The 24,497-nt window shown below is 65.3% G+C and carries 26 protein-coding genes; 11 read left to right on the top strand and 15 right to left on the bottom strand.

The window, feature by feature from the left end; translation table 11 throughout:
* Positions 1 to 5 precede the first annotated feature (5 nt).
* Complete coding sequence (locus tag KF857_08810) at positions 6 to 323, top strand: hypothetical protein (GenBank protein ID MBX3112095.1); 318 nt, start codon at positions 6 to 8, stop codon at positions 321 to 323.
* A 7-nt stretch (positions 324 to 330) separates the two neighbouring features.
* Here KF857_08810 and topA read toward each other — a convergent pair whose 3' ends face one another.
* Positions 331 to 2,931: a type I DNA topoisomerase gene (gene topA, locus KF857_08805; protein MBX3112094.1), complete on the bottom strand. Its 2,601-nt coding sequence runs from the start codon at positions 2,929 to 2,931 to the stop codon at positions 331 to 333.
* A gap of 153 nt (positions 2,932 to 3,084) precedes the next feature.
* Here topA and KF857_08800 point away from each other — a divergent pair, with 153 nt between their 5' ends.
* From KF857_08800 to KF857_08785, 4 genes are read left to right on the top strand one after another with little or no spacing between them, the layout of a single operon-like run.
* Complete coding sequence (locus tag KF857_08800; GenBank protein MBX3112093.1) at positions 3,085 to 4,488, top strand: transglutaminase domain-containing protein; 1,404 nt, start codon at positions 3,085 to 3,087, stop codon at positions 4,486 to 4,488.
* Positions 4,485 to 5,786, top strand: coding sequence for a TRAM domain-containing protein (locus tag KF857_08795; GenBank protein ID MBX3112092.1), 1,302 nt, complete (start codon positions 4,485 to 4,487; stop codon positions 5,784 to 5,786). Before KF857_08800 ends, KF857_08795 begins: the two co-directional genes overlap by 4 nt.
* Positions 5,728 to 6,903, top strand: a complete 1,176-nt coding sequence (gene ispF / locus KF857_08790; protein MBX3112091.1) for a 2-C-methyl-D-erythritol 2,4-cyclodiphosphate synthase — start codon at positions 5,728 to 5,730, stop codon at positions 6,901 to 6,903. Before KF857_08795 ends, ispF begins: the two co-directional genes overlap by 59 nt.
* Positions 6,904 to 6,919: 16 nt before the next feature.
* Positions 6,920 to 7,450 carry an HPF/RaiA family ribosome-associated protein gene (locus tag KF857_08785; protein ID MBX3112090.1) on the top strand — a complete coding sequence of 177 codons (531 nt, stop codon included), beginning with the start codon at positions 6,920 to 6,922 and terminating at the stop codon, positions 7,448 to 7,450.
* Between the two features lie 60 nt (positions 7,451 to 7,510).
* Here KF857_08785 and KF857_08780 read toward each other — a convergent pair whose 3' ends face one another.
* From KF857_08780 to KF857_08755, 6 genes are all read right to left on the bottom strand, one after another.
* The gene (locus KF857_08780; GenBank protein ID MBX3112089.1) at positions 7,511 to 8,173 is read right to left on the bottom strand and encodes a DUF1080 domain-containing protein; all 663 of its coding nucleotides are present in this window, start codon (positions 8,171 to 8,173) and stop codon (positions 7,511 to 7,513) included.
* A 53-nt stretch (positions 8,174 to 8,226) separates the two neighbouring features.
* A complete protein-coding gene (locus tag KF857_08775; GenBank protein ID MBX3112088.1) occupies positions 8,227 to 8,919 on the bottom strand; it encodes a DUF1080 domain-containing protein in 693 nt (230 codons plus the stop codon).
* Positions 8,920 to 8,976: 57 nt separating this feature from the next.
* Positions 8,977 to 10,071 (bottom strand): histidinol-phosphate transaminase, encoded by a 1,095-nt coding sequence (locus tag KF857_08770; protein ID MBX3112087.1) that lies wholly within the window; start codon positions 10,069 to 10,071, stop codon positions 8,977 to 8,979.
* 48 nt (positions 10,072 to 10,119) lie between these two features.
* Positions 10,120 to 10,638, bottom strand: a complete 519-nt coding sequence (locus tag KF857_08765; GenBank protein MBX3112086.1) for a hypothetical protein — start codon at positions 10,636 to 10,638, stop codon at positions 10,120 to 10,122.
* Positions 10,639 to 10,665: 27 nt separating this feature from the next.
* On the bottom strand, positions 10,666 to 11,178 hold the full coding sequence (locus KF857_08760) for a hypothetical protein (GenBank protein MBX3112085.1): 513 nt from the start codon (positions 11,176 to 11,178) through the stop codon (positions 10,666 to 10,668).
* A gap of 71 nt (positions 11,179 to 11,249) precedes the next feature.
* On the bottom strand, positions 11,250 to 11,906 hold the full coding sequence (locus KF857_08755; protein ID MBX3112084.1) for a CoA transferase subunit B: 657 nt from the start codon (positions 11,904 to 11,906) through the stop codon (positions 11,250 to 11,252).
* 287 nt (positions 11,907 to 12,193) lie between these two features.
* Between KF857_08755 and KF857_08750 the strand changes: the two genes are divergently transcribed.
* Positions 12,194 to 12,844, top strand: coding sequence for a PEP-CTERM sorting domain-containing protein (locus tag KF857_08750; protein ID MBX3112083.1), 651 nt, complete (start codon positions 12,194 to 12,196; stop codon positions 12,842 to 12,844).
* Here the strand turns inward: KF857_08750 and KF857_08745 are convergent.
* Together KF857_08745 and KF857_08740 are read right to left on the bottom strand one after the other, a co-directional pair.
* Complete coding sequence (locus KF857_08745; protein ID MBX3112082.1) at positions 12,841 to 13,545, bottom strand: CoA transferase subunit A; 705 nt, start codon at positions 13,543 to 13,545, stop codon at positions 12,841 to 12,843. The two genes, KF857_08750 and KF857_08745, sit on opposite strands and share 4 nt — an antisense overlap.
* A 161-nt stretch (positions 13,546 to 13,706) precedes the next feature.
* Positions 13,707 to 14,036, bottom strand: coding sequence for a hypothetical protein (locus KF857_08740; GenBank protein MBX3112081.1), 330 nt, complete (start codon positions 14,034 to 14,036; stop codon positions 13,707 to 13,709).
* 47 nt (positions 14,037 to 14,083) lie between these two features.
* On the opposite strand from KF857_08740, the gene mtnA reads away from it, so the two are divergent.
* The 3 genes from mtnA to KF857_08725 are packed head-to-tail and all read left to right on the top strand — an operon-like array spanning position 14,084 to position 16,383.
* Complete coding sequence (gene mtnA / locus KF857_08735; protein ID MBX3112080.1) at positions 14,084 to 15,061, top strand: S-methyl-5-thioribose-1-phosphate isomerase; 978 nt, start codon at positions 14,084 to 14,086, stop codon at positions 15,059 to 15,061.
* Between the two features lie 57 nt (positions 15,062 to 15,118).
* Positions 15,119 to 15,703, top strand: coding sequence for an RNA polymerase sigma factor (locus KF857_08730; GenBank protein ID MBX3112079.1), 585 nt, complete (start codon positions 15,119 to 15,121; stop codon positions 15,701 to 15,703).
* Positions 15,700 to 16,383 (top strand): hypothetical protein, encoded by a 684-nt coding sequence (locus KF857_08725; protein MBX3112078.1) that lies wholly within the window; start codon positions 15,700 to 15,702, stop codon positions 16,381 to 16,383. Before KF857_08730 ends, KF857_08725 begins: the two co-directional genes overlap by 4 nt.
* Positions 16,384 to 16,421: 38 nt before the next feature.
* Here the strand turns inward: KF857_08725 and KF857_08720 are convergent, their stop codons facing one another.
* The 6 genes from KF857_08720 to KF857_08695 form a co-directional block, all read right to left on the bottom strand.
* A complete protein-coding gene (locus KF857_08720) occupies positions 16,422 to 17,066 on the bottom strand; it encodes an HAD family hydrolase (GenBank protein MBX3112077.1) in 645 nt (214 codons plus the stop codon).
* Positions 17,063 to 18,544, bottom strand: coding sequence for an apolipoprotein N-acyltransferase (gene lnt, locus KF857_08715; protein ID MBX3112076.1), 1,482 nt, complete (start codon positions 18,542 to 18,544; stop codon positions 17,063 to 17,065). The genes KF857_08720 and lnt overlap by 4 nt, the downstream gene beginning before the upstream one ends.
* Positions 18,541 to 19,149 carry a histidine phosphatase family protein gene (locus KF857_08710; protein MBX3112075.1) on the bottom strand — a complete coding sequence of 203 codons (609 nt, stop codon included), beginning with the start codon at positions 19,147 to 19,149 and terminating at the stop codon, positions 18,541 to 18,543. The genes lnt and KF857_08710 overlap by 4 nt, the downstream gene beginning before the upstream one ends.
* Positions 19,150 to 19,156: 7 nt before the next feature.
* Entirely contained in the window at positions 19,157 to 20,044 is an 888-nt protein-coding gene (locus KF857_08705) for a hypothetical protein (protein ID MBX3112074.1), read from the bottom strand.
* 18 nt (positions 20,045 to 20,062) lie between these two features.
* The gene (locus KF857_08700; GenBank protein ID MBX3112073.1) at positions 20,063 to 21,565 is read right to left on the bottom strand and encodes an AAA family ATPase; all 1,503 of its coding nucleotides are present in this window, start codon (positions 21,563 to 21,565) and stop codon (positions 20,063 to 20,065) included.
* Positions 21,566 to 21,673: 108 nt separating this feature from the next.
* Positions 21,674 to 22,510, bottom strand: coding sequence for a PEP-CTERM sorting domain-containing protein (locus KF857_08695; protein ID MBX3112072.1), 837 nt, complete (start codon positions 22,508 to 22,510; stop codon positions 21,674 to 21,676).
* Between the two features lie 113 nt (positions 22,511 to 22,623).
* Here KF857_08695 and KF857_08690 point away from each other — a divergent pair, with 113 nt between their 5' ends.
* Positions 22,624 to 23,505: a YitT family protein gene (locus KF857_08690; protein ID MBX3112071.1), complete on the top strand. Its 882-nt coding sequence runs from the start codon at positions 22,624 to 22,626 to the stop codon at positions 23,503 to 23,505.
* A gap of 40 nt (positions 23,506 to 23,545) precedes the next feature.
* Positions 23,546 to 24,481 carry a hypothetical protein gene (locus KF857_08685; GenBank protein MBX3112070.1) on the top strand — a complete coding sequence of 312 codons (936 nt, stop codon included), beginning with the start codon at positions 23,546 to 23,548 and terminating at the stop codon, positions 24,479 to 24,481.
* Positions 24,482 to 24,497 lie beyond the last annotated feature (16 nt).

Here is a 24,497-nt window from a genome sequence, read left to right as displayed (position 1 = left end):
AGGCCGTGGAGACGATCACCCCCGCTGCGTTGAAGGCCGAGCTTGATTCGGGCAAGGAACTGTTGGTCCTCGACGTCCGTGAAGAGCACGAACTCGCCAACGGCGCCATTCCCGGCCATGTCCACGTCCGCATGGCCCAAGTCCCCCACTCCTTGGACAAGCTGCCCAAGGACGCGGACATCGTCGTCGTCTGTCGGACGGGCAACCGTAGCGGACAAGTCGCCACCTTTCTGGTGCGTCAAGGCTACGCTAAAGTCCGCAACCTCGAAGGCGGCATGAACGGCTACGCCAGAGACGTCGACTCGTCGATGTCGGAGTATTGAACGCGGCTCACTTCGCCTTCTTATTGAAGCCGCCGCGCTTGAACGGCTTCTTCTTCGGCCCGGCGGCGGCCCGGGCCTGGATGAGGCGGACGGCGTCCTCCAAGGTCACGGCGGCCGGGTCGGTGCCCCGGGGGATCGTGGCGTTGGTCTTGCCGTCGGTCACATAGGGACCGAACCGACCGTCCATGACCCGGACGGGCCCTTCGACACCTTCCGCTTGGCCGAGTTCACGGAGCGGCGCGGGGGCCGACCCCCGCTTCGATCCTCGACCGTTCTTCAGCGCCTCGACCGCTCCGGCCAAGTCGAGGCCGGCGGCCGCCTTCCAGTCACCGACATTGCTGTTCGACGCACCGCTGGTGATGTAGGCCCCAAACCGACCCACGGCCACCGTCACCTCGTCGCCCGTCTCGGGGTGCTTGCCCAAGGCGCGCGGGAAGGTCAGGAGAAGGTGGAGTTCGTCCTCGCTGAGTGACGACGGCGCGACTCCGGGGGGGACGGTGACGCGCTTTGGTGGCTCGCCCTCCACTTCCAAGTAGTCGCCGAATCGGCCCTTCTTGTGGAAGACCGCCCGGCCGGATTGGTCGTGACCGATCGACGCGGGTCCGGCCCCACGCTCCTCAAGCAAGGCCAGGGCCTTGGCCAAGTCAAGTTCCGCCGGCGCCATGTCCTCGGGGACGCTCGCTGTGTTGCCGGTGCCGCCCGCTCCCCGCTGGATAAACGGGCCGTTCCGGCCGATCCGGACCACGACGTCGTCGCCCAGAGGGATGGCTGGGAACGGGATGTCCTTCGCCTTAGCGTCCACTTCGGCGACCAGGCCCGGCGACGTCCCGTCGCCCCGGTAGAACCGGCGCAAGTGGGCGACCATGTCGGCCGACCCATCGGCGATGTCGTCGAGCTCGTCCTCCATCCGGGCGGTGAAGCCAAGATCGACCAAGTCGCCAAAGTTGTCTTCCAACAGCCCGATCACCGCGAATGCGGTGAAGGTCGGCACCAGTTCGTTCTTCCGCTTGAAGACGTAACCCCGGTCTTGGACCGTGCCGATGATCGCGGCGTAAGTGCTGGGCCGTCCGACGCCCTCGTCCTCCAACTTGCGGACCAAGGTGGCCTCGGTGTAGCGCGCGGGGGGCCGGGTCTCATGGTCGCTGACTTCGACGCCTTCGCAGGCCAGAACCTCCCCGTCCTTGATCTCGGGGAGGATCTTCTCCCTTTCGCCGAGTTCGGACTCCGGGTCGTCCGTGCCCTCGACATAGACCCGCAGGAACCCGGGGAACGCGATGCGCTTGCCCGTCGCGGCGAACAGATGGTCGGTGCCGCCGTGGCCGACGGTCGCCTCGACTCGCGTCCGCTCGACTCGCGCCTGCGCCATCTGGCTGGCCATTGTGCGCTTCCATACCAAGTCGTAGAGGCGGAACTGGTCATGCGTCAGCCGGCTTTTGACCGAGGCCGGTTCACGGGACATCTCGGTCGGCCGGATCGCCTCGTGGGCCTCTTGGGCGTTCTTCGATTTGTTCTTGTACTTTGGTGAGGATTTGGGCAAGTACTCCGAACCAAACTTGCCGGCAATATACTTCCGGGCGTCGGCCACCGCGCGCTCCGCAAGGTTGAGGCTGTCGGTCCGCATGTAGGTGATCAGACCGACCGCGCCCCCGCCGATGTCGATTCCCTCGTAAAGTTGCTGGGCGACCTGCATGGCCTGGCGCGCGGTCATGCCCAACTTGCGCACGGCCTCTTGTTGCAGGGTCGAGGTCATGAACGGCGGGGGCGGGTTCTCGACCCCCGGTTTAGTCTCGACTTTGGTGACCGTCCATGGCTTGGCCCCCGCGAGGGCAGACGCCAGAGTCTCCGCCTCGGCACGCTTCAGCCAGTGGTGCTTCTTGTCCAGTTCGCCTTTGCTGTTGAAGCTGCCACCGTCCGCGACCGGCGTCGCTCCGATCGACTCAAGCGAGAATGTGGCGTCGCCCTTTGCGGCCCGGAGCTTGGCAGAAACCCCGCAGTAACCGGTGACGACGAAGTCACGGCGCTCGCGCTCACGCAGGACGATGAGCCGCACCGCGACGCTCTGGACCCGGCCCGCGCTGAGCTTGGGGCCGACCTTTTTCCAGAGCAGGGGCGACAACGTGTAGCCGTACAGGCGGTCGAGGATGCGCCGGGTCTCCTGGGCCCGCACCAGGGCCATGTCCACCTGTCGGGGATGGGCCAAGGCGGCCCGGATCGCCTCGGGGGTGATCTCGTGAAAGACGATGCGGGCGACATCGACCGACTTTTTGGGCTGAAGCACCTGCAGCACGTGCCAACTGATGCTTTCTCCCTCGCGGTCTTCATCCGTCGCGAGCAGGAGCTTGGCCGCGCCCTTGGCGGCGTCCTTCAGTTCTGAGACGCGCCGCTTCTTGTCGGCGGGGACGATGTAGAGGGGTTCGAAGTCCGCGTCGGTGTTGACCCCGAGCTTGGCCCACTTCTGCTTCTTGAGGTCGGCAGGGATGTCGTCGCTACTTTCGGGCAGGTCGCGGACGTGGCCGTATGACGCCTTGACCTCGTAGCCGTCGCCCAAGAACTGACCGATCGTGCGGGCTTTGGCGGGCGATTCGACAATGACCAAGGTCTTCGACATAGAGGGCGGCGTCATTCTTGCTGAGGGAGGCCCTGCTAAGTCAACAGGACAGGGCCATGTGCTGGGTTTGGAACCTGAACCAAAGGGCCCTTGGTATCATAATCACGGGAGTCGGGCGATGCTGCCAGACGTCCATCCTTTTGACGTGGCGTCATGGCACGAACGATCACCATCCTCCGCGCCGTTGTCTTCTTTGGCCTAACGCTTGTCGCTGCCTTCGTCCAAGCGGAAGAGACTTGGCTTGGCCTCTATATCGGGGCGGACAAGCTGGGCTACACGTACTACGACACCACCACCGCCGCGGGAAGCCGGACGCCCACCAAACGTGTCGCCAAGACGGTCCTGACCGGTAGGATGCTCGGCCAGAACTTGAATATTTCTGTCGATTCGACGACGACATTCACCACGAAGGGCGACCTTGACGTCCAGCAGTTCCACATGTCCAGCGGCGGCCGGGTCGTCAATGTGACAGCGAAGTTCACCGCCACCACCGTCGAGGTAGAGACCTCGGACGGCGGACCCAAGACAAAGCGGACTCTGCCGGTGCCGCCGGGCGGCGTCATCAAGGACGACCCCACCGCCGACCTCATCGAGGGTCAAGCGACCACGACGACTTGCTATGTCTTCGACCCCCAGACCGTGTCACTGGTCAAGACGACGCTGGTCAGGTTGCCCGACGAAGAGATCGACACGCCGCAGGGCAAGGCCAAGGCTCATGTCGTGAACGTCGACGACCCGCGGGCCCCGACCAAGGTGTACCTATCGGCCAAGGGCGACTTGATCCGTGCCGAAGGCCCCTTTGGCATGGTCATGAGGCCGGTCACCAAGGCCGAGGCCCTCGCCAGCGCCGACGGTGACCTCACCGACATCGCCGAGGCCTCGACGATCCCCATTGACGGCGACCTCGGCGACTGGGCGACGGCCAAGTCCATCTCCTTTGTTTTCCACGGCCCCAAGCTCGACAAAGTCCCTTCTGACGCGCACCAGACCGTGGCCAAGCAGGGCGACGACTGGCTGGTCGAGGTCCACCCGGTCACTTGGCACGACAAGACGACCACGATCGCCGAAGCCGCCAAGACCATGGCCCAATGGACGAAGCCCGAGACCCACGTCCCTTGCGACACAAGCCGGTTTGTCGAACTGGCCAAGCAAGTCACCGGAGGTGAGGACAGGGTCGCCGTGGCGGCAGAGAAGGTCCGCCAATACGTCCACGGCCTCGTCGCCGCCAACGCCGGTATCGGCGTCGTGCGTGACGCGGGCGAGATTCTGGACTCCAAAGAAGGCGTCTGCCGTGACCACGCCGTGCTGATGACGACGGTCCTCCGGGCGGCCGGCATCCCGACCCGGGTCTGCACCGGCATCGTCCAGTACGCCGGTTCTTTCTACTACCACGCGTGGGTCGAAGTGTTCGACGGCACCGGGTGGGTGGCCCTCGACTCGACACGGGCTCCCGAAAGGGTCGACGCCACGCACATCAAAACCGCCCAGGGCAGCGTCGCCGACGCGTTCACCAGCTTCATCCTCGACCGTGGCCGAGCCAAGGTGGTCACAAAGTGAAGGTTCCGGCGCGTGCATTGTTCATATCATGTTGCGCCCTCATCGGCGCGGTCTGCGCGGTGACGTTCGTGCCGCCCGTCCTTGACGCCCTGTTCAGTGGCCTGACCCAGTTGGCGAGCAAGCCCCAACAACCTTCGGAGACGGCGGCGATCGAAGAGCCCGCTCCGGCGGTGGCCAAACCGAAGCCACCGGCCGACTTCATCGGACCGCGCGACGCCCGGGTGCTCCAGATCCAAGCCGAACGGGAGGCTAAGTTCAGCGCCAGAGGCAAGAAGCTTGTCGCCGCGGCGAACAGCCCCAACCCGACGCCGACGCGATATGACCAAGGACGTCAACCGATCACGATGGTCGCCTTGGCCCTGCTCGGCCTGATCTTGGGCGGCGGCGTCGGCAGTTCCATGTCCAACGCCCAGGAGCGCCTCGCCGCCACATGGGAGAAGATGGCCACCGGTGACAAGGTCACCCTCTTCATGGGCGTGTTTGCCGGCATCATCGTCTCGATGCCCTTCTTGTCGATCTTCCAGTCGCTCGGCGCGGTCAACGCCCCCGTGATCGTGGTCGGCATGGTCATCGGCCTGTCGGCCCTGTCGGTCTACGCCCTCAAAACCATGGAGGAGGCCCTTCCCTGGTACTCCAGTTCGGTCAGACGCCGCAAGACCGGCATCAAGGTCCTTGACACCAACGTCTTGATTGACGGCCGCGTCTACGACCTCGTCCGCACCGGCTTCATCGAAGGTGAGATTTACGTCCCCGCCTTTGTCCTCCAAGAACTTCAGCACATCGCCGACAGTCACGACTCCCTGCGCCGCCAACGCGGACGCCGGGGTCTGGAGGTGCTCCGTCGCATCCAGGCCGAGTTCCAGGTGGAAGTCGGCACCCACGACCGCTTCGCCCCGGACGCCAAGGAGGAAGTCGACGCCCGCCTGGTGCGGTTGGCCAAGGCGATCGGGGCCGACCTGGTCAGCAACGACTTCAACCTCAACCGCGTCGCCACAATCCAGGAGGTGCGGGTCATGAACATCAACGACCTCGCCCTGGCCCTGCGGCCCAACGTCCTGCCGGGGGAGCCGCTGGACATCACCGTCATCAAGGAAGGCAACCAGTACCGTCAAGGTGTCGGCTACCTGGACGACGGCACCATGGTCGTCGTCGAGAACGGCGTCGACCTGATCGGCCAGGCCGTGAAAGTCCGCGTCACCCAGGTGATCCAGACCGAGCGTGGCAAAATGATCTTCGCTGATGCCAACGGGGAACCCACCGAGCCAGAGCGGAGCGGCCGACGACGCCACCAGCATTGACGGCCCGGTGTGTGCCGTCGTCCTTGCCGCCGGTTCGAGCAACCGGTTTGGAAGCGACAAGCTGGCCCAGGCCGCGGGTGGCAAGCCGGTTTGGCGGCGGTCCTTCGAGGCGTTCCGCCACCACCGCGACATCGACTACGTCGGCCTGGTCGCTTCCGCCGCCAACATCAACGAGCTTCGTGAGGCGGCACCGGACGCCGATTTTGTCGTGCTCGGCGGCGCGTCCCGCGCCCAGAGCTCCGCAGCAGGTTTGGCGGCGTGCCCGCCAGACGCCCAGGTCGTGCTCTTTCATGACGCGGCACGCCCGTTTGTGACCCCTGACCTGGTCGCCCGGGTCGTCGAGGGCGCAAGACGGGGCCCCGTGTTCCCCGGTCTTCCCGTCACCGAAACAATCCGGCAACGTGACGGGGAAGGCTTTTTCACCCTTGACCGATCTGGATTAGTGTCGGTGCAAACGCCGCAGGGCGCGCCGCGGGCAATTTGGGAACGCTCCTTTCAGGATGCCGACCCGGCGGCCACCGACGACATGCTGTTGGTTGAAAGGTTGGGGCTCCGACCCGCGATGGTCCATGGTGACGTCGCCAATCGAAAATTGACTTATCAAAGTGACCTACAAGTAGCTCTGGAGTACCGGTCGGGCATCGGTTATGACATCCACGGGTTTTCGACCGACCCAAACCGCCCGATGTGGATCGGCGGCGTCGAGTTTGCCGACGACCGGCCCGGACTCGAGGGCCATAGCGACGCCGACGTGCTCCTCCATGCCATCGTCGACGCGCTCTTGGGTGCGGCCGGTTTGGGCGACATCGGCCTCCACTTCCCTGACACCGACGCCAAATGGAAGGACGCGCGGTCGACCGACTTTCTTGTTCACGCGGCCGACCTCCTGAACGGCCGAAATTGGCTTATCATGAACATAGACGCCACCGTGGTGGCAGAACGGCCGAAGATCATGCGCCGTCATGGCGAGATTTGCGAGTCGGTGGCCCGTGCGGCCGGCGTCACGGCCGACCGGGTGAGCGTCAAGGCGACCACCAACGAAAGGTTGGGCGCGCTGGGCCGCGGCGAAGGAATCGCCGCCCTTGCCGTCGCCACCCTTGCCCGGGCCAGGCCCTGACAAGGTGACCAAACATATGAGACTGGTGGTCAGATCAGTCGGTGCTCCGCCCAGCAAGCGGGAAAACGACTACGCCGAGAAGAAGTTCCAACGACTCAGCCGGCTCGCCGGCCCTGTTGACAACGCCGAAATCGTCTACCGAGAGGAGAAAGTCGGCAGGAGGGTGGACCTCGTGTTCCAGGCCGCGGGCCGGGTGCACCGCGCCACGGCCCGCGACGTCGACCCGCTGAAAGCGGTCGATGTCGTCATGGACAAGGTCCAAGCCCAGTTGAGGAAGGCTCACGGCCGGTTGACCGACCATGCCCCGGCGCGGGGAAAGCGTGAGATCGCAGACCAACCCTTGGGTGACCATGTCCTCCCCGGCGAGGCGGGGCACGTGGTCCACACCAAGACCGTCAGCCTGCGCCCCATGACGCTCTCTGAGGCCACCTTGGCCTTCGAGGCGTCCAAACTCCCGATGTTCCCGTTCCACAACGTGGAGACCTCCCTTCCCGAGGTCGTCTACCGACGGGACACCGGCGGACTCGGCGTCATGCGCCTGCGCTGAATCCAACCCTGACTGCCTGACCGGGTGCCGAATCAGCCCGGTCAGGCGACCGCCGCGGTCTCAGCCCTTCAGTTCGCGGATCTTGATGTTCTTGAACGAGACGACGCCGTGGTCGCCCTGGATGGCGATCATGCCAGTCTTGCTCTTGGCAAAGAACGGGTACTCGCCGAACTTGCTGTCCTTGACCTTCTTCCAGAACTCAGGAGTGTCGATCTTGAACTCGTAGTACCGCTTGCCGTTGACTTCGGTCCAGCACGTGTCCGGCGCGATGTGGATCACGAACGAGTTCCAGTTTCCGGGCGGGACGGTGGCGTCGACCTTGGATCCGTACAACTCGTAGAGGAAGCCGCTCTTCTGGGCGCCCTCTTCGCCGTGGTCGTCGTAGATCTGGATCTCCGGCCCGCTGTTCCACGTCTCCTCGCCGTCGTTGGTGACGCGGAACATGATGCCGCTGTTGCCGCCCTTGGTCAGTCGGTAATCGACCTTAAGTTCGAACCACGTGAACGTCTTGTCGGTGCAAATGTCGCCGGCGTCGTCCGGGCTCTCCGACGTGAGCACACCGTTCTTGACGACCCAACCCGGCTTGACGGTCGTGGACTTGAAGTTGTGCCAGCCCTTCGTGGTCTTGCCGTCGAAGAGCAGTTGCCAACCCGCCTTCGTCTCCGCGGCGGATAGTTTGTTGTCGTCGGAGAGGGCGAGAACGAATGCGAGCATCGCGGTCATGCCCCTATTGTGCCTGCAACCGGGGTTTCTTGACCACGCCGGGGCCCGCGCCCCTATCGCAGGGGCCGGACCCGAATGTTGCGGAAGGCCACCGGGCCATGGTTGCCTTGGAACATGATCGGGCCGACCGGATGTTCGACTCCGGTGACACCACCGGGGGTCGGGCCGGTCAGTTCCAAGTCACGATGGATCTCGCGGCCGTTCAAGCGGACAGACAGGAGCCGGGCGTTCTCGACCTTTTTGCCTTGGGCGTCGAAGCGCGGGGCGCGGAACTTGATGTCGAAGGAGTTCCAGTCACCCGCCTTCCGATATCTGGGGTCGAAGGGGGCCCGAACGCCGTAGACCGCCCCCATGGCGGTGGCGTCCGGGTTTCGGTCGTGACCGTAGCTGTCCAGCACCTGGACCTCGTACTCGCCCATCAGGTAGATGCCACTGTTGCTTCCGTGCGGCACCATGACGTCGAGGGTCAGATGGATGTCAGGATACTGGGCCGTCGAGTGGATGTCTTGGCTCGTGCCATGGTCCGTCGCCAAGTTCACAAGTTCATTTCCTCGGCCCGAGACGACCAGGCGGGCGTCGTCGTGGGGGTCGATGACCGCATGGCCGACCGTCCACTTGTGCTCTTTGTCCGGGGCGGCGGGCAGCCAACCGTCAAGCGTCTTGCCGCCGAACGGCCGCTCCACCCACTGGACGGCCTGCGCCTGTTGCAGGAGGAGGGATGTGGCGAGCACAGCGGTGGTGAGCATGACGGCCTCATTGTGACGCACAAAGCGCCGCCACGGCCTCCCGCCCGGCCGCACCCGTCAGGCCGTGACCGAGTCCAGCCGCGCGAGGGCCGACTCCAACCGGTCGATTTCGGCCGGGGTGCCCACGCTGACCCGCAGGTATGTCGGCAGACCCAGCGGGCCACCGGCCCGGACAATGACCCCCTGCCGGAGCAGCGCGTCAAAGAGGGGCTGGGCGGGCTGGCCGGTGTCGACGCAGATGAAGTTTGCATGGGACGGGACGGCCCGCCAGCCCCGCTGCGCCGCGAGGGCGGCGATGCGGGCCAGGCCCTCGGCATTGACCGCCCGGCTCCTCTCAATATGGTCGACGTCGTCGAGGGCGGCTACGGCGGCCACCTGGGCCAAGGCGTTGACGTCGAACGGCTCGCGAGCCCGGTTGACCGCGTCGACGACGGCCTCTGACGCGAACCCATAGCCGATCCGGATGCCCGCCAGACCGTAGGCCTTGCTGAACGTCCGCAGGACGACGACCTCACGCCCCGCCCGCACGTAGTCCAGGCCGTCCGGCGAACCCGTGCCGTACTCAAAATACGCCTCGTCGAGGACGCAGGTGCACGTCGGGGGCAGCCGGTCAAGAAACGCCTCGAACGCCGCCCGGGTCACGACCGTGCCGGTCGGGTTGTGGGGGTTGGCGACAAAGACCAGCTTCGTCCTCGGGGTGACCGCGTCGGCCATCCTCTCCAGGTCGTGGGTGAGAGTCGCGTCAAGGGGCACACGGACCAGGGTCGTCTCGGCCAAGTGGGCCGCGGCTTCGTAGCGGACGAACGTGGGGTCAGCGACGACCATCTCGTCGCCCTTTTCCAGGAACACGAGCCCCAGAAGGTGGATCAACTCGTCGCTCCCGTTACCGAGTAACACCTGGGCCGGAGAGACACCGTGCTTCTCGGCCAACTTCGTCCGGACGGTGTGGGCGCTGCCGTCGGGATAGACATGCATGCTGGCCGCCGCTTCGCGGACGGCGGCGACCGCCTTGGGCGAGGGACCGAGAGGGTTCTCGTTGCTCGCGAGCTTGACGACGCTGTCCACGCCCAACTCGCGTTTGACCTCGTCGACCGGCTTGCCCGGGACGTAGGGCTGCATCCGCAAGACGTTAGGTCGCAAGCGTGTGGACATGGACGGCCAGTTTACTGACTGCCGCGGTTCCCCACGGGGGAGGCGGCCCTAATGAGCTTCGTCCAGTGCGGTCGGTTCGGGCTCCGGTTCTCCAAAGGTGTCTACCCAGAGCGTCAGTTCGTCGTCGCGCGGGCCGACGAAGTAGCCCGCGATGCCCCGGTGTTTGAAGTACCGGTCGCAAGCGACCACGACCACCAGCGGGGCGACCAAGCCACCAAACGGCAAAAGGCAACCAGCCGCCACGACCCAGGCCTTGGACCGATAGAGACTGTCGCTCGCCGGCTGGACAAACGTCAGGGCCGCCGAAAGCATATAGGCGGAGAGTGCTTGGGCAATGGCCATGGCAAACCACTTCTCCAGGGTGACAGTCGGCTTGCCCACATACCACCCGTTGGCTGCTCCATACGTCATGAGGATGGTCAGGCCGACGATGCCGAATATGAGGGCGGCCAAGGCGAAGCGCCGGCCTGACGCGACGCCCCAAAGGTCTTGCGACGGTGTGGCCGGCATACCGCCCGCATTTCCGGTGCGGGGATAGTCCACAAACGTCGGAGGTTCAGAAGACATACCCGTGACCCGACAAACACAAAGCCGTCACTGAAATGGCACAGGCGGCGCCTGCGGCGCGACAGGGTTTGCCGCCGCCCAGGCGACCAGTTCCGCGTCTTTCGGTCCCGCGATCCGTGGCTTGAATTTCCTCTCCTTGAAATACATGCCGCTGAGCATGTCCACGATCGCGGCGAACCAAACCGCGGTGACCGGGAGCAACAACCCCATGACCAGCCCAGGGGTCGCCCACCGGGCCGACGACCTCCAGAGCGGGTCGAGCTTGACCAGCATCTCCCGGACAAGGAACGCCGACCAGACGTGGCCGACCACCAGAGCCACTCCCGCAGGCACCAAGGGCCAGAACCCGCCGCCCGGGGGACTGACGGCCGCCCCCGCGACAAAGAGCAAGAGCGGTATCAGCACGTACACCAAGGCGATCCTTGCCCCGAGCCGCTTTCCTGCGGCGGCGGCGCGCAGCTCCTCCAGCGTCGCGGAAGGGAGGCGGGGCCGTCCGGTCAGGCTCGGGTGGGCTTGGTACGGCCCCCCTGGGGGTGGCATGGGAGGAGGCGGAGGGGCCTGCATAGCGTTTCCTGCCGCCATCTTATCGCGGGCGACGGGTGGTTTTGACCTTAAACCGCGATTTGCTTCAAGGCCGGCGAAACCACGAAGGGCGTCCCCGTCTTCGCTTGGACGTCCTCGACCGTCACGTCGGCGGCGTGCTCGACAAGCGTCAGGCCCGTCGGTCCGACCTCAAACACCGCCAGGTCGGTGATGATCAAGTGGACGCAGTTCCTTCCGGTCAGGGGCAGAGTGCACTCGGGCAGGATCTTGGGTTCTCCCGCCTTGTTGGTGTGCTCCATGACGACCACGACCCGCTTCACACCCGCGACCAGGTCCATCGCGCCGCCCATACCCTTCACCATCTTTCCTGGCACCATCCAGTTCGCGAGGTCACCGTGGTCAGAGACCTCCATCGCCCCCAGGATGGTGAGGTCGATGTGTCCACCCCGGATCATGGCAAAGCTGGTGGCGGAGTCGAAGAACGCGGTGCCGGGGATCTGGGTGGTCGTCTGCTTGCCCGCGTTGATGAGGTCGGGGTCTTCCTCGCCCTCGTAGGGGAAGGGCCCCATGCCAAGCATGCCGTTCTCGCTTTGGAGCACCACCTCGACGCCGGGTGGGATGTGGTTGGCGACCATCGTCGGGATGCCGATCCCGAGGTTCACGTAGTACCCGTCACGCAACTCAAGCGCCGCGCGCGCCGCCATTTGGTCTCGCGTCAAAGGCATGCCTCAGTTTAGCCCGGCGCGCCGGTCCCGGCCCACAAATGTCTTGCCCACCGCAGTGGGCCGCCGGTCGCTACGGCTGCGACGAATTTGAGAAAACTTTGACGACAGGCTGGACACAGGTTGAAGTTGGATTTGACCCAGCCGTACATGCTCATTTCTCTTGCGGCCCGACACCCTTTTGTCCGGGTTCAAATTGACCTTGCACTTCAACGGGTTTACTAGCCATGTCTTATTGAACATAATCTCACGTGCCCGTTGTCCGGGCATGAGACTTGGAGAAGAGCAACTTGAAAAGAATCCTTGCCGCAGCACTCGTGCTGAGCCCGTTGTCGTCGTTCGCAACCGTGTACGACGCCCACACTGATTTTTCCCTGGCCACCAATCCCAACGGGGTTTGGTCGTACGGCTACGCAAACACGCTGGGAGGCTCGTTCACGAGCTTCGACCAGACATCGACGGGCAGCTATGACCGCTGGTTCACGGGAATCGACTCACTGGGCGTCTACGACACGGTCAGTGGCGTGACGTTCAGCACGCTGGTCGTTCCTGCGGCTCAACTCTGGATGCACCCTGGGCCCAACGCCCAATACGCAGTCCTCCGGTTCACGGCGCCGACGACGGCGACCTACAATTTGAGCGCGGGTTTCTTCGGTGTGGACAACGTAGGCCCGACAACGACGGACGTCCACGTCTCGCACAACAACGTGCTTGTCTTCAGCGGCGTCGTGAACTCCTTCTCGTCGTCCCCGACCACGGGATATGTTGCTCCCTTGTCGTTGTCGGCGGGAGACACGGTCGACGTCGCCGTCGGCACCAATGGCAACGGCTACGTCTTTGACAGCACGGCCGTCAACCTGTCGCTGGAGTCTGTGCCAGAGCCGACGTCACTGCTCGCGCTGGGGGGCTTGGCGCTCCTCGTGCGCCGCCGCAAGGGCTAAGCTTCCCGAGGGCGCGTCGTCCGCCGCTCGATACGCTTCTCGTACTTGGGCCCCTGGAGGATGCGGTCGACCGCAATCCCGGGAGTATGGATGGAGTCGGCGTCTAGCTCGCCGACTTCAACCAGGTTTTCAACTTCTGCCACGCACACCTTGCCCGCAGTCGCCATCATCGGGTTGAAGTTCCGCGCCGTCTTGCGAAAGACCAGGTTGCCCCAACGGTCACCCTTCCATGCCTTGACGATGCTGAGGTCGGCGCGGAGGGCCGTCTCCATGACGTACCACTCGCCGCCGAACTGCCTGGTCTCCTTCCCTTCGGCCACCATCGTGCCATACCCGGTCTTGACGTAGAACGCGGGGATGCCGGCGCCGCCGGCCCGACAGCGCTCGGCCAACGTGCCCTGGGGGTTGAACTCCAACTCCAGCTCACCCGACAAGAACTGCCGCTCGAACTCGGCGTTCTCGCCGACATAGCTCGAGATCATCTTGCGGATCTGCCGTGTCTGGAGCAAGAGGCCGAGGCCAAAGTCGTCGACCCCGCAGTTGTTGCTCACGACGGTGAGGTCCTTGACCCCGCTGTCCCGGATCGCGAGGATCAGGTTCTCCGCGATCCCGCACAGGCCAAAGCCCCCGGACATGATGGTCATCCCGTCGAAAAGGAGGCCGTCCAAAGCGGCGGCCGCGTCGCGCACCAACTTGTCCATTGCCGTCAGTCTACTGAATCACGTCAGACATAAAAATAGGGACACGCTTGAATGTGGCGTGTCCCGAGATCAGGATGACGACTTGTTCCTCTCCAGTCGTGAGCAGATTGTGCACCGGGCCTTGTGCCAAAACAAAAGGAAAATGGTCCACTCTGGTGAAATTACGTGTGCATTTCTAAGACTTTTGCCAGGTGAAACGTTATCGTGCTGTTGCTCACGACCTGGTCACAACCAAGGTCGTTGCCCAACTGGGCCAAAGGACGCTCTTTATGCCCGGCATGCCCGACGACGTGCACCCCGGCCGACTTCAGACGGGGCACAAGCTCGGCGGCAGGCAGACGGGCCGAACCGAGGTTGACGATGGCCACCTCGCCCGACGGCAGACCGCCGGTCATCTTGTCCACCACGACGGGCTCGTGCCCCAGCGACCGCACCGAGTCGCGGAGCCGGGCACTCCACATCAGGTTGTCTTCAAAGATCAGGACCCGCATCCTCTAGTCTCTTACGGCCGAGAAGACCCGCTGGTACCCTGCTCCCGATGGATTTGAGGCCGATGGTGTGGGACGACGGCGTCCTGAGGATGCTGGACCAACGGGTGCTGCCCCGCACGGAGACCTGGTTGGAACTCCGCACCTGGGAGGAAGTCGCCGCCGCGGTGCGCGACATGGCTGTCCGGGGTGCACCGGCCATCGGGGTCGCCGCCGGATACGGGATGGCGCTCGCCGCCCTTGCAGGAGCGGATCGTGCCACGGCACGCGCCGGGTTGGCCGCTTCGCGGCCCACGGCGGTGAACCTTTTCTGGGCGCTTGACCAGACCGACCAGGCCCCATGGGACCCCTCCGCCGTCCTTGAGGTCGCGCGAAGGATCGAGGCGGACGACCTCGCCATGAACCAGGCGATCGGTCGGCACGGCGCGGCCCTCGTCCCGGAGGGGGCGCGGGTCCTGACGGTCTGCAACACCGGCTCCCTCGCCACGGCCGGCCACGGAACGGCCCTTGGTGTCGTCCGCACCGCCTATGCCCAGGGCAAGGTCCGCCACGTTTTCGCCTGCGAGACCAGGCCACGCCAACAGGGTCTGCGCCTGACCGCGTGGGAGTTGATGCACGACGGCATCCCGTTCCAAGTCATCCCCGACGGGGCGGCCGCATACCTGATGTCCAAGGGCGAAGTCGATTTTGTCGTCGTCGGAGCCGACCGGATCGCGGCAAACGGCGACACCGCCAACAAGATCGGCACGTACACCTTGGCCGTCCTCGCCCGGCACTTTGGCGTCCCCTTCACGGTGGCGGCCCCGACATCGACCCTTGACCCTTCCACCCCGACCGGGGCGGGGATACCCATCGAAGAGCGGGACGCTTCCGAAGTCACCCACGTGGACGGCGTCCCGGTCGGGCCAGACCGGTGCCCGGTCTGGAACCCCGCGTTTGACGTCACACCCGGTGACCTCGTCACGGCGATCATCACCGAAAGCGGCGTCCACCAGGGCCCCTATCGGTTCATGGGCCCCTCACAATAGGACCAACTATCCGGTGGCGCACCGGCGGGGTCTGGATTCCCGAGAGGCGCGCAGCGGATGTCCGACGGAGACCTGATGACCGACCAGACCACGGTGACTGCCTGGGTCTTGGCCGCTCAGAAAGGAGACGTCCGGGCGTTTGACGCCCTGGTGCTCCGGTTCCGGCCGGCCGTCCGTGCCGTCGTGCGGTCTCTCCTTGACAGTGAGGACATATGTGAAGACGTGGGACAAGCGGTCTTTCTTGCCGCCTTCCGCCACATCCGCAGCCTGGGGCGTCCCGACCGGTTCGCCCCTTGGCTCCATGCGATCGCCCGTAACGAGGCCCGCCGGGCCTACCGGGCCGGAAAGCCGACGCACTCCCTCGACGAGTTCGACGCTTTGGTCGTCAAAGCAAGCCGGACGATGTCGGATGCGGCGTGGGCAAGCGTGGACGCCAGCCTGGACGCAGGCCCGGTGGACCGGGCCGTCGACGAACTCGACGAACGGCAGGCCGTCTGCGCCCGCCTCGTCTATATCGAAGGCTGGAGTGTGGCGGAAGCGGCCTTGTTCCTCGACCTTCCCGTGACCACGGTCAAGTGGCGCCTCCATGAAGCCCGTCGCGCCTTGCGCGGACGCTTCCCCGACCTCGGTGACAACCCATGAGCGAAACCCAACTGCACATCTTCAAGAACCTCCTGCGCGAACTGGCCGACTTGGCCGAACACGCCAGCCTGACCGGGTCTATGGCAGGCGGACAGGCGACCGCCGTCCGCCGCTATAACCAGGCCCTTGCCGTCCTTGTCGACGAGGACGTCGTCCCCGAAGGGGTCTTCAGCAAACTGCCCGAAAGCACCACGTTCGACGAACTCGCCGTGGAGTGCAAACTGCTCCTCGCCACCCTGAAGGGTGACGCGGGCGAGCCCGACCGGAAGGGCAAGGGACGGCGCGGTGGGGACTTCGATTACAACGTCCTTATGGGTCTCGCCCCGTTCACGCGGGGTGAGGACCTCGCCAGGCTGGTCGAAAGCGAGATCAAGAGCGGTGCCCGGATCCCCGGCCACGTCCTCGTCGCTCTGGCCCCGTTCCTTCCCGGTGAAATGATCACCAAACTCGTCTCGGCCCGGCTGAACCAGGTGTCCGACCATGACGACCGGCCCGGAAACGAAGAGGACGACGACGTCCATGACGACGTGACCCCCGAGGAGCGACGCGCGGCGTCCACTGAGCTGGCCCAATACCTGGACGGAGACGACGCGGTCGACCGCATCATGGGCGACCCTGACCTCCCCGCCGAGGCCAAGCTGGAGCTTGTCCGGAAGGCTTTGGAGAGCAAGAAACCCTGACACGGGCCAAGCCCGTCCGGCGTCAAGCTGGGCGGGCCCTAAGCCAACCGAACGCACCGGACTGCCCCGGGAACCTCGGAGGGTGAGCCGCAGGTCTGGGTCGCCCCGGCCTGGACCAACTCTTCGCGGGTCCCGAACCCATAGAGCACTCCCACGCTCCGCATTCCGACTTGCCGCGCCCCCAGCACGTCGTGCTTGCGGTCGCCGACCATCACGCCGTCACCGGGGACAAGGCGCTCGGTGTCCGCGACATACCGAACCAAGTCGCCTTTCTTGCTCCTCGTCCCGTCCAGTTCCGACCCGTAGACCGCCCGGAAGCGGTCCGACAGGCCGAAATGGTCGATGATCTTCGTGGCGTAAACGGTCGGCTTGGATGTCGCGACGAAGAGGACCGAGTCGCGGCGCAGGTCGTCCAGCATTTCGGGGACCCCTTCAAACACGCTGTTCTCGAACATGCCGACGTCTGCGAACCGCTCCCGATAGAACTGCATCGCCTCGTCGGCTCGGCCGGGGACAAGGGTCTCGAACGACGCCCGCAGGGGCGGGCCGATACACCACAACAAGGAGTCTGGGTCGCGGGCCGGTTCGCCCAGCCGCTCGAGCGCATGGTTGACGCATCGCGTGATCCCGGGGGAGGGGTCGGTGAGCGTGCCGTCCAGGTCGAAAAGGACGGCCCCCTTCACTTCTCGGTCCTCTTCCGACCCGCCAAGGACCCTTCCACGGCGACCCAAGCGGCGACCAGGTACGACAGCCACAGGAACGCGGATTTGTATGGGAACGCGTCGGAGTGGTCGGGGACGGCGACCTCGACACGGAGCGCCTTCTGCTCAAAGGGCTTGGCCGCGACGATCACCTGGCCTCGGCAGTCGGTCGCCAGGGTCATGCCCTCGCCACCCACCCGCAGGAGGGGCAGGCCGGTCTCGATCGACCGGTACACAGAAGACATCCAGAGTTGCTCCCATGCCGGGGTCTTGATGTACCAGTCGTCGATGCTGATCTGGACAAGAAGCTGCGCCCCGTTGCGGGCGTGGATCTCGCTCAGGTCGGGGAAGACGCCCTCGAAGCACACCAGCGTGCCGACCTTGGTTCCGTCGATGGTGGGCGTCACCACCTTGTCACCGGGCGAGATGTCCGCCGTCGGCAAGTTGAACCCGGCCAACAGCGGTGAGTCGCGGAAGGGGACGTACTCGCCGAAGATGACCAACCTGGTCTTGTCGGCCCTCTGCCACTTGCCGTCGTAGAGCCAAGCGGTCTGGTACGTCTTCGTCCCGTCCGAACGGTGCGAGCCAAGGATGGTGGGCAGCGGCGGCCGGGGCCCGACGCCGCTGACCGGGGTGTCGCCGTCGGTCATCTCGCCGAACCCTTCCGGGAACACGACGAGCCGGCTGCCGTTGGACTCGGCGGTCGCCATCGTCGCCGCCGCGGCGGCGCCCAACTTCTGCCACCGCTCGACCCCTTTGGTGAAGGCCATGTCGACTCCCGGCTGGCCGAGGGTGGCGACCAGCTTCTTTGTCGGGGGCAGGTTGGACATCCGGAGCAACCCCGCGAGGAAGACGGCAAAGAACAGCAGGGAGAGGACCGAAGCCTGCCGCACGGACATTGCCTTCTTGGCCTCCTTGTCGGCGAAGAGGGCGTGGACCACAAAGAGGTTCACGACGACCGCCCAGGCCGACACCAGGAACACGCCCCCGAACGCGGCGTGCTGGACAAGCCAGGGCAGGCGCGCCATCGGGGTGCCCAGCAGCCCCCACGGGAAGGCGAGGGCAGGCACGTAGGCGCGGAAGCCCTCGCCCGCCGCCCAGACAAGGGGAACCATCCACGGCCGGCCGACCGCCCAGCACCGGTTGACCAACCACCCGACCGGGGCGACCAACAAGCCGCCGAGCAGGGCGGTGACGAGGTAGGGGACGACGGCGACGGCGGGCTTGTGGATCCAGTCGGTGACAAACTGCTGGACCCAGAACATCTGGACGAGGTAGTAGAAGAAGCCGAAGAGGTAGCCCGACGCCAAGGACTGCTTTGCGTCGAGGTCGCGCAGCTTGGCGAGCCACGGGGCGAGGGCGACAAAGACAAGCAGGAAGACGTTGAACGGCGGAAAGGCCAGGCCGGTCAAGACGGCGCTGAGCAGGGCGGCCCCGTGGCGGCCCAACCAAGCCTTCATCGGGCTCCGGCCAAATGTCTGGTGTCGTTGTAGCGGATCAACTGCCAGTGGCCGTCTGGCCGGCGCACCAACTCGGTGACCGAGGCGTTGTCAAACCGGAAACTGCGCGACGATTCGACGGTGGCGTTCACCAGCCGGGCCAGCAGGAGGGCGCATGTCCCGCCGTGGGCGACGACGACGGTGGTCTCGGTGCCCCGGTTGATCTCCCGGTCGACCGGGGCCAGGCGCTTCCACACGTCTTTCACCGACTCGCCTCCGTCGGGCCGCAACTCGAACTCGGTCAGGCCCTGGGCCCGGGCTTCCGCTTGGAACCAGAACCGGAGGTCAGTGTAGTGCTTGCCCTCGAGCACACCGAAAGTCCGCTCGCGAAGGGCCTCACGCTCGACGACTTCGACGCCTGTGGCCTCGGCCAACGGCCGGGCGGTCTGGACACAACGCTTCAGGTTGCTGGACAGGATCCGTCTGGGGCCAATGCTGACCAAGGCGCCCTTGAGCACCTCGGCCTGGGCAAGGCCGGTCTCGTCGAGCTCGACGTCGCTGTGACCTTGGGCGCGGCCGTCGGCGTTCCAAGCCGTCTGGCCATGGCGCACAAGGAAGAGACGCATCATTTCGTTATACCGCCCATGGTTTGAGGTCTTCGATCTCTTTGCCTAGGCTGTCGACCCGGAGAGTCCCCACCTTCAAGATGCGGACCGGGGCCGGGGCGACGGCCAAAGCGCGGACGTGAACCACCCGGCGGACGAGGTCGAGCGAAGAGACTAGGCCAAGGCCGAAGTCGGAGCCGTCCTGACGGGCGAGGCTGCACACCAAGCCCGCGTAGCGGTCGGGGGAGACGATGACCGACCGGTCGGCTTGGACCGAGTCCATCACCCTTCCCACCTCGGCGTCACCCATCGGGTCGTTGGTGACGACCAGGGCGGCCCCACCGCAGACCTCGGTGTAGGGGTCGGCGTCGACGACCTCGCCGCTACCCAGTCGAGAACCGACCACCACGACTTGGTCGAGGTCGACGCTGTGCTTCTCCGCCCGCTCGATCAGGTCTAACCACTGGGCGCGGCGTTGGGCTTCCTGGACGACGGGCGGAAACGCCTCGGGGAGGTCGACTCCTTCCGCGCCGACCGGCCACGGCTGGTGGGCCAGCCCCGACCCCTCCGGCACCAAGACCCTGCTGGGAGCGACCATCGTGGCCAGGTTCAAGGCGAGGTGCCGGCCCAGCGGCGAGGAACGCCAGGGGAACATCTGGACGACCGCGTCCGCGTCCGCTTGTCCGAGCAGCCGGGCGGCCCCGGCCAAGAGGGCCACCGGGTCACGAAACGGGTCTGGCGAACCGATGTGCGCCCATGCCGCCACCTTGCCGGCCCGGACGAGGAGGAGTCGGGTGGCCGGGCCGTGGTCGGCCACCGACGGGTCAAGCACGAGCAGGTCGCGGCCCGCCGCGTTCTCGCGGGCCCAGTCGCGCCAGCTCCAGCGGCAGTCACCGACCAGAAGGGTGCGGCCCATCTACGGCTATTGTGCCAGTCAGTGGTCGGCGTCGTGTTTGGCGCTGGGCCTCGCCCGGAGCTTGGCCCACTCGCGCAAGGCCTCGATGTCTTCCGCCATCATCCGGCTGAGCGGCACCTGGGCACCGGCTTCGTCAAGCAGGTACTTGTTTGTCAGCTCCTTGCCGTCGAAAAACGCCTCGTTGAGGGCCCCGATGACGACTTGCTCGATCTCCGCCCCGCTGAACCCATGGGTGGCCTTGGCCAGTTCGGCCAGCTTGAACTTCTTGGGGTCGCGGTCCCTTTTCGCCAGGTGGATGCGGAAGATGTCGGCGCGCTCGTCTTGGTCGGGTAGGTCGACAAAGAAAATCTCGTCGAACCGGCCCTTGCGCAGGAGTTCCGGCGGCAGGGCACTGACGTCGTTACCCGTGGCGATGATGAAGACCGGCTTGGTCTTTTCCTGCATCCAGGTGAGGAATGTGCTGAAGACCCGGGCGGTCGTGCCGCTGTCGCTGACACCGCCGCTGACCCCGGCGAAGCCCTTTTCCAGCTCGTCGATCCACAGGACGCAGGGGGCCAGGCTTTCGGCGATGCGGATAGCCCGGCGCATGTTCTCTTCGCTCTGGCCGACCAGGCTGCCAAAGATCCGCCCGACGTCGAGTTTAAGCATCGGCAGGTTCCAGGACGTGCTGACCGCCTTGGCCACCAACGACTTGCCGCCTCCTTGGACGCCGATGATGAGGATGCCCTTGGGCCACGGGATACCGAACTCTCGGGCCGCGTCGCTGAAGCTCTTCGTCCTCGTGGTGAGCCAGTTCTTGAGCAAGTCAAGACCACCCACGTCCTTCAGGTTGCTGGAGCTGGGATAGAACTCAAGGATCCCCGTCTTGCGGACGATCTGTTTCTTTTCCTCGATGATCTGGTCGACCACGAGCCTCTTCGCCTCGACCAGGCTCCGCGCCAAGGCGCTCTCAATCTCGTCGGCGGTCAGGCCCTGTGCGCTGCGGACGAGGGCCTCGTGTTCCTCGGGCTTGAGTTCGACGTTGACGCTGGGGTTGTCCTTCATCGCCGCCATCACGTCGTCCACTTGCTTCTGGATGTCCTCCGCGGTGGGCAGAGGGAACTCCATGACGGTCAGGTCTTTCTCCAACTCGGTGGGCAGGGTGAGTACCGGCGAAATGAGAATCAAGGTCTGACTCCGCGTGCGTAGGCGCGCGGCCAGATCGCGGAGGAGGCGCACCACCCGCGCGTCCTTCATGTAAGGGTGGAAGTCCTTGAGGACGAACAGAGTGAACTCGGGAGCTTCGTGGACCTGGGCCAATGCTTCCAGTTCGCCAGGCAGGTTGCTCGTCTTGGGAACAGCCCCGGGGCGGCTCACCGCCGGCCTCATGCCCTGGGTGACGCTCCAGGTGTGGACGTCGCGGCCCAGCCGCTTGGCGACGTCGGCGACGGCCGCCTCGACGCGCCGTTCTTCCCAACTCACGATGGAAACGATGGGGTACTTGGCCCGGACAAGGACCTCGATCTCGCGGGTGGCGTCCATGCGGTTCGGAATCTACCACGAGGGGGCGGGTGCTGCCGTTGCACCGGCCCAGCGGGTGGGCGCGTGGGGGGAGCCGACATTACGCCCCCTCCCACGCACCACTTGTCGTCAGCGGCGGCGGCGCGCGACGAGCAGGGCCAACCCACCGAGCACCGCCATCGTCGCGGGCTCGGGGACGGGGTTCAAGGACTCGCCGACCCGGCCCAATCCGGCGACTTCGTCGCTCGACAGGGCACTGTCCCAATAGGCGACTTGGCTGATCGACCCGGCGCCGTTGTCGCCGTTCTCGTCCATGAGCAACCAAAGGTTGTCGCCGTCGCTGTCACCGTCGCCGGTGGTGTAGAGCGCGAACCTTCCGTCGACGCCGCCCGCGACATCGACCGAGTTGACCAGGGTGCCGTCAACGTAGTAGTTCATGGTGTCGGTGTCGTGGGTCAGGTCGACAGTCATGACGACCCGGTGCCAGGCGTTCAGGATGGAGAAGTTCGCTGAACCGTAGTCGCCACTGATCCCGAGATTGCCGTCGTCGCCGCCGGAACCCTGAAAGAACATGTCGCCGTCGTTTGAGTTGTTGGCACTGGTCTGGTAGAAGCTCGCCCAACCTCCGCTGGTGTCGGTCAGCATAATGTCGAAGAGGATCGTGTAGACGTTGCCGTACGAACCGCCCCCATTGGACGGGATACCGTGGTCGGAACGGAAGCCCTGTGTCTTGGCGAACTGGGCCACCCGCTTGTTCGTCGCCCCGACCATGTCGGTCGCGTAGGTCGGCCCGCCCGGCTGGAACGTCGGGTCGCCTCCCCCCATGTAGAACTCAAGCGGTTTCGTGTCGGCCGACTTGGCAAACGAGGGGTTCAAGGTGTCGTTGAAATCAAAGACGCCGATCAAGGACGCCGGTGAAATGGCGGCAAGGGCGGCGAGGGAAAGAAATATCAGAGACTTCTTCATTGTGCTCCTCCGTGAGTCCACGCGGACTCAAGTAACAATGCTGGCACGAACCTCCACTAAAAGTACAGGGGTGACGGCCGGGACGCCGCCCGGGTCGCTGATACACTCCGGCCGTGTCCGCCACTGCCCAAAAACGGCTTATCGCGACCATGCGCCAGGCCGGCGGCCGGCCCGGTCGTTGGGACGTCCCCCTGATCGTCGCGGGATGCGCCGTGATGGCCCTGTCGTTCCGCCTGTTCCTCAACGGCAACGGCTTGGTCGCGGGCGGCATCGTCGGTGTCTCGACGATCTTGGAGAAGTCCCTCGGCTGGGAGCCGGCCTACTTCCAGTGGGGGGTCAACATCCCCCTGCTGGCCCTCGGCTTCCTGGTCCTCGGCCGGGCGGTCGGTGTCCGTTCGCTCATCGGCTCGTTTGTCTTGCCGTTGGCGGTCCTTGTGACCGCCAAGCTCCCCGTCCTCACCCATGACCCCCTGCTTGCCGCCCTGTTCGGCGGTTCGCTCTACGGCCTTGGGCTCGGCATGGTGCTGGTCGGTCGAGGCTCGGTCGGCGGCTACTCGCTGGTCGCTCCGATGGTGGTGAAGTTGGTGCCCGCGTCGGTGCCGGCGGTCATCCTCGTCTTCGACGCCTGCACGATCCTGTCCGGGGCGGCCGTCTTCCCGTTCGACAAGGTCCTTCTCGGCATTCTGTCGGCCGTCCTGGTCAGGGTGGCGGCCGACCGGGTGCTGGTCGGGTTGACCCCTTCGATGGCCGCCTTCATTGTCAGTGCCGAGCCCACCGAGCTCAAGCGCCGGGTGACTGAGGAGATGGACCGAGGGTCCACCGTCCTCCCCGCCCAAGGCGGCTACACCGGCGAAGCCAAGCACGTCCTGATGGTCGCGGTCACCAAGGCGGAGGTGGGCTGGCTCCGCCAAGTCGTCCGTGAGGCCGACCCAGACGCCTTCATGGTCGTCACCGAGGCGGCCGAGGTACGGGGCAAGGGATTCCGTCGGGATTGAAGCCGGCGGCCCGCCCCACCCGTCTTGAGGCATTGAGCCTATGAAACACGTCGCCTTGCTCCTCGCTTCGGCGCTCGCCCTCGGCGGGTGCGCGCGCCTGACCGCCGGGACCGACCTCCATCCCGACGGATCGTGGTCGAGGCACGTCCGCGTCGCCCGGTCTCTTGCCGCCAACCAAGCAAGCCCCGAGGACAAGATCACCGACCTCGTCAAGTTTTCCGGCCCGGGTTGGAAAACGGAGACCAAGACAGAAAAGTCCGACGAGGTCTACATGGGCACCCGGTCCTTCGCATCGGGTGAACCAGGCGGTGAGGACTTCACCCTCGGCTACAAGGACAAGGTGGCGGTTTCTTGCGCGGTGAAGTGGACCCCCCAGGGTGACGGCAAGATGCTCTACGAAGAGACCTACACCTGGAAGGGTGAACTGCCAGACCAAGCCAAGGAGAAGGAGAACCGGGCCAAATTCAAGGCAAGCGTCGCCAAGGGCCTTGCCGCGCTCAATCTCACCGACGCCCAGACCGACAAGTTGGTCGACCGCCTGATGGACCGGTTGTGGGCCGAGCTTATGGGGCCGAACAAGCCCAGGCTCTTTGACCTGGTCCTTCGTCCGGAGGAAACCCTGCGCGAACTCCGGACCGCCTTCTTCCAACAGACGCTCGACGAACTCCGGGCCGACAAGCTAGGGTCGTCCGAGTCCCAACGCAAGGACGCCGCACGCGCCTTGGCCAAAGACGTCATCGAGAACAGCCCGTTCGCCGACAAGACCGAGGTCGAGCCGCCTGCCGGCCCCCCCGATGAAAAAGAGAAGAAGGCCGGCCCCATGCAAGTCACCTCGTCGCTTGGCTTCAACGGCGACGTCATCGAGACCAACGGCGACGTCGACATCGTCGACGGACGGATCTACTGGTCGATGATCAGCGAGGCCTGTCAACGGGGCAAGGTCACCTTCCGCGCCCTTATCGACACGAAGAAGTAGTTTGCTAGGGCCGTAG

The sequence above is a fragment of the Fimbriimonadaceae bacterium genome, assembly GCA_019638795.1.
In the GTDB taxonomy this organism is placed as follows: domain Bacteria; phylum Armatimonadota; class Fimbriimonadia; order Fimbriimonadales; family Fimbriimonadaceae; genus JAHBTB01.
This window is presented reverse-complemented; position numbering and strand designations above follow the sequence as displayed.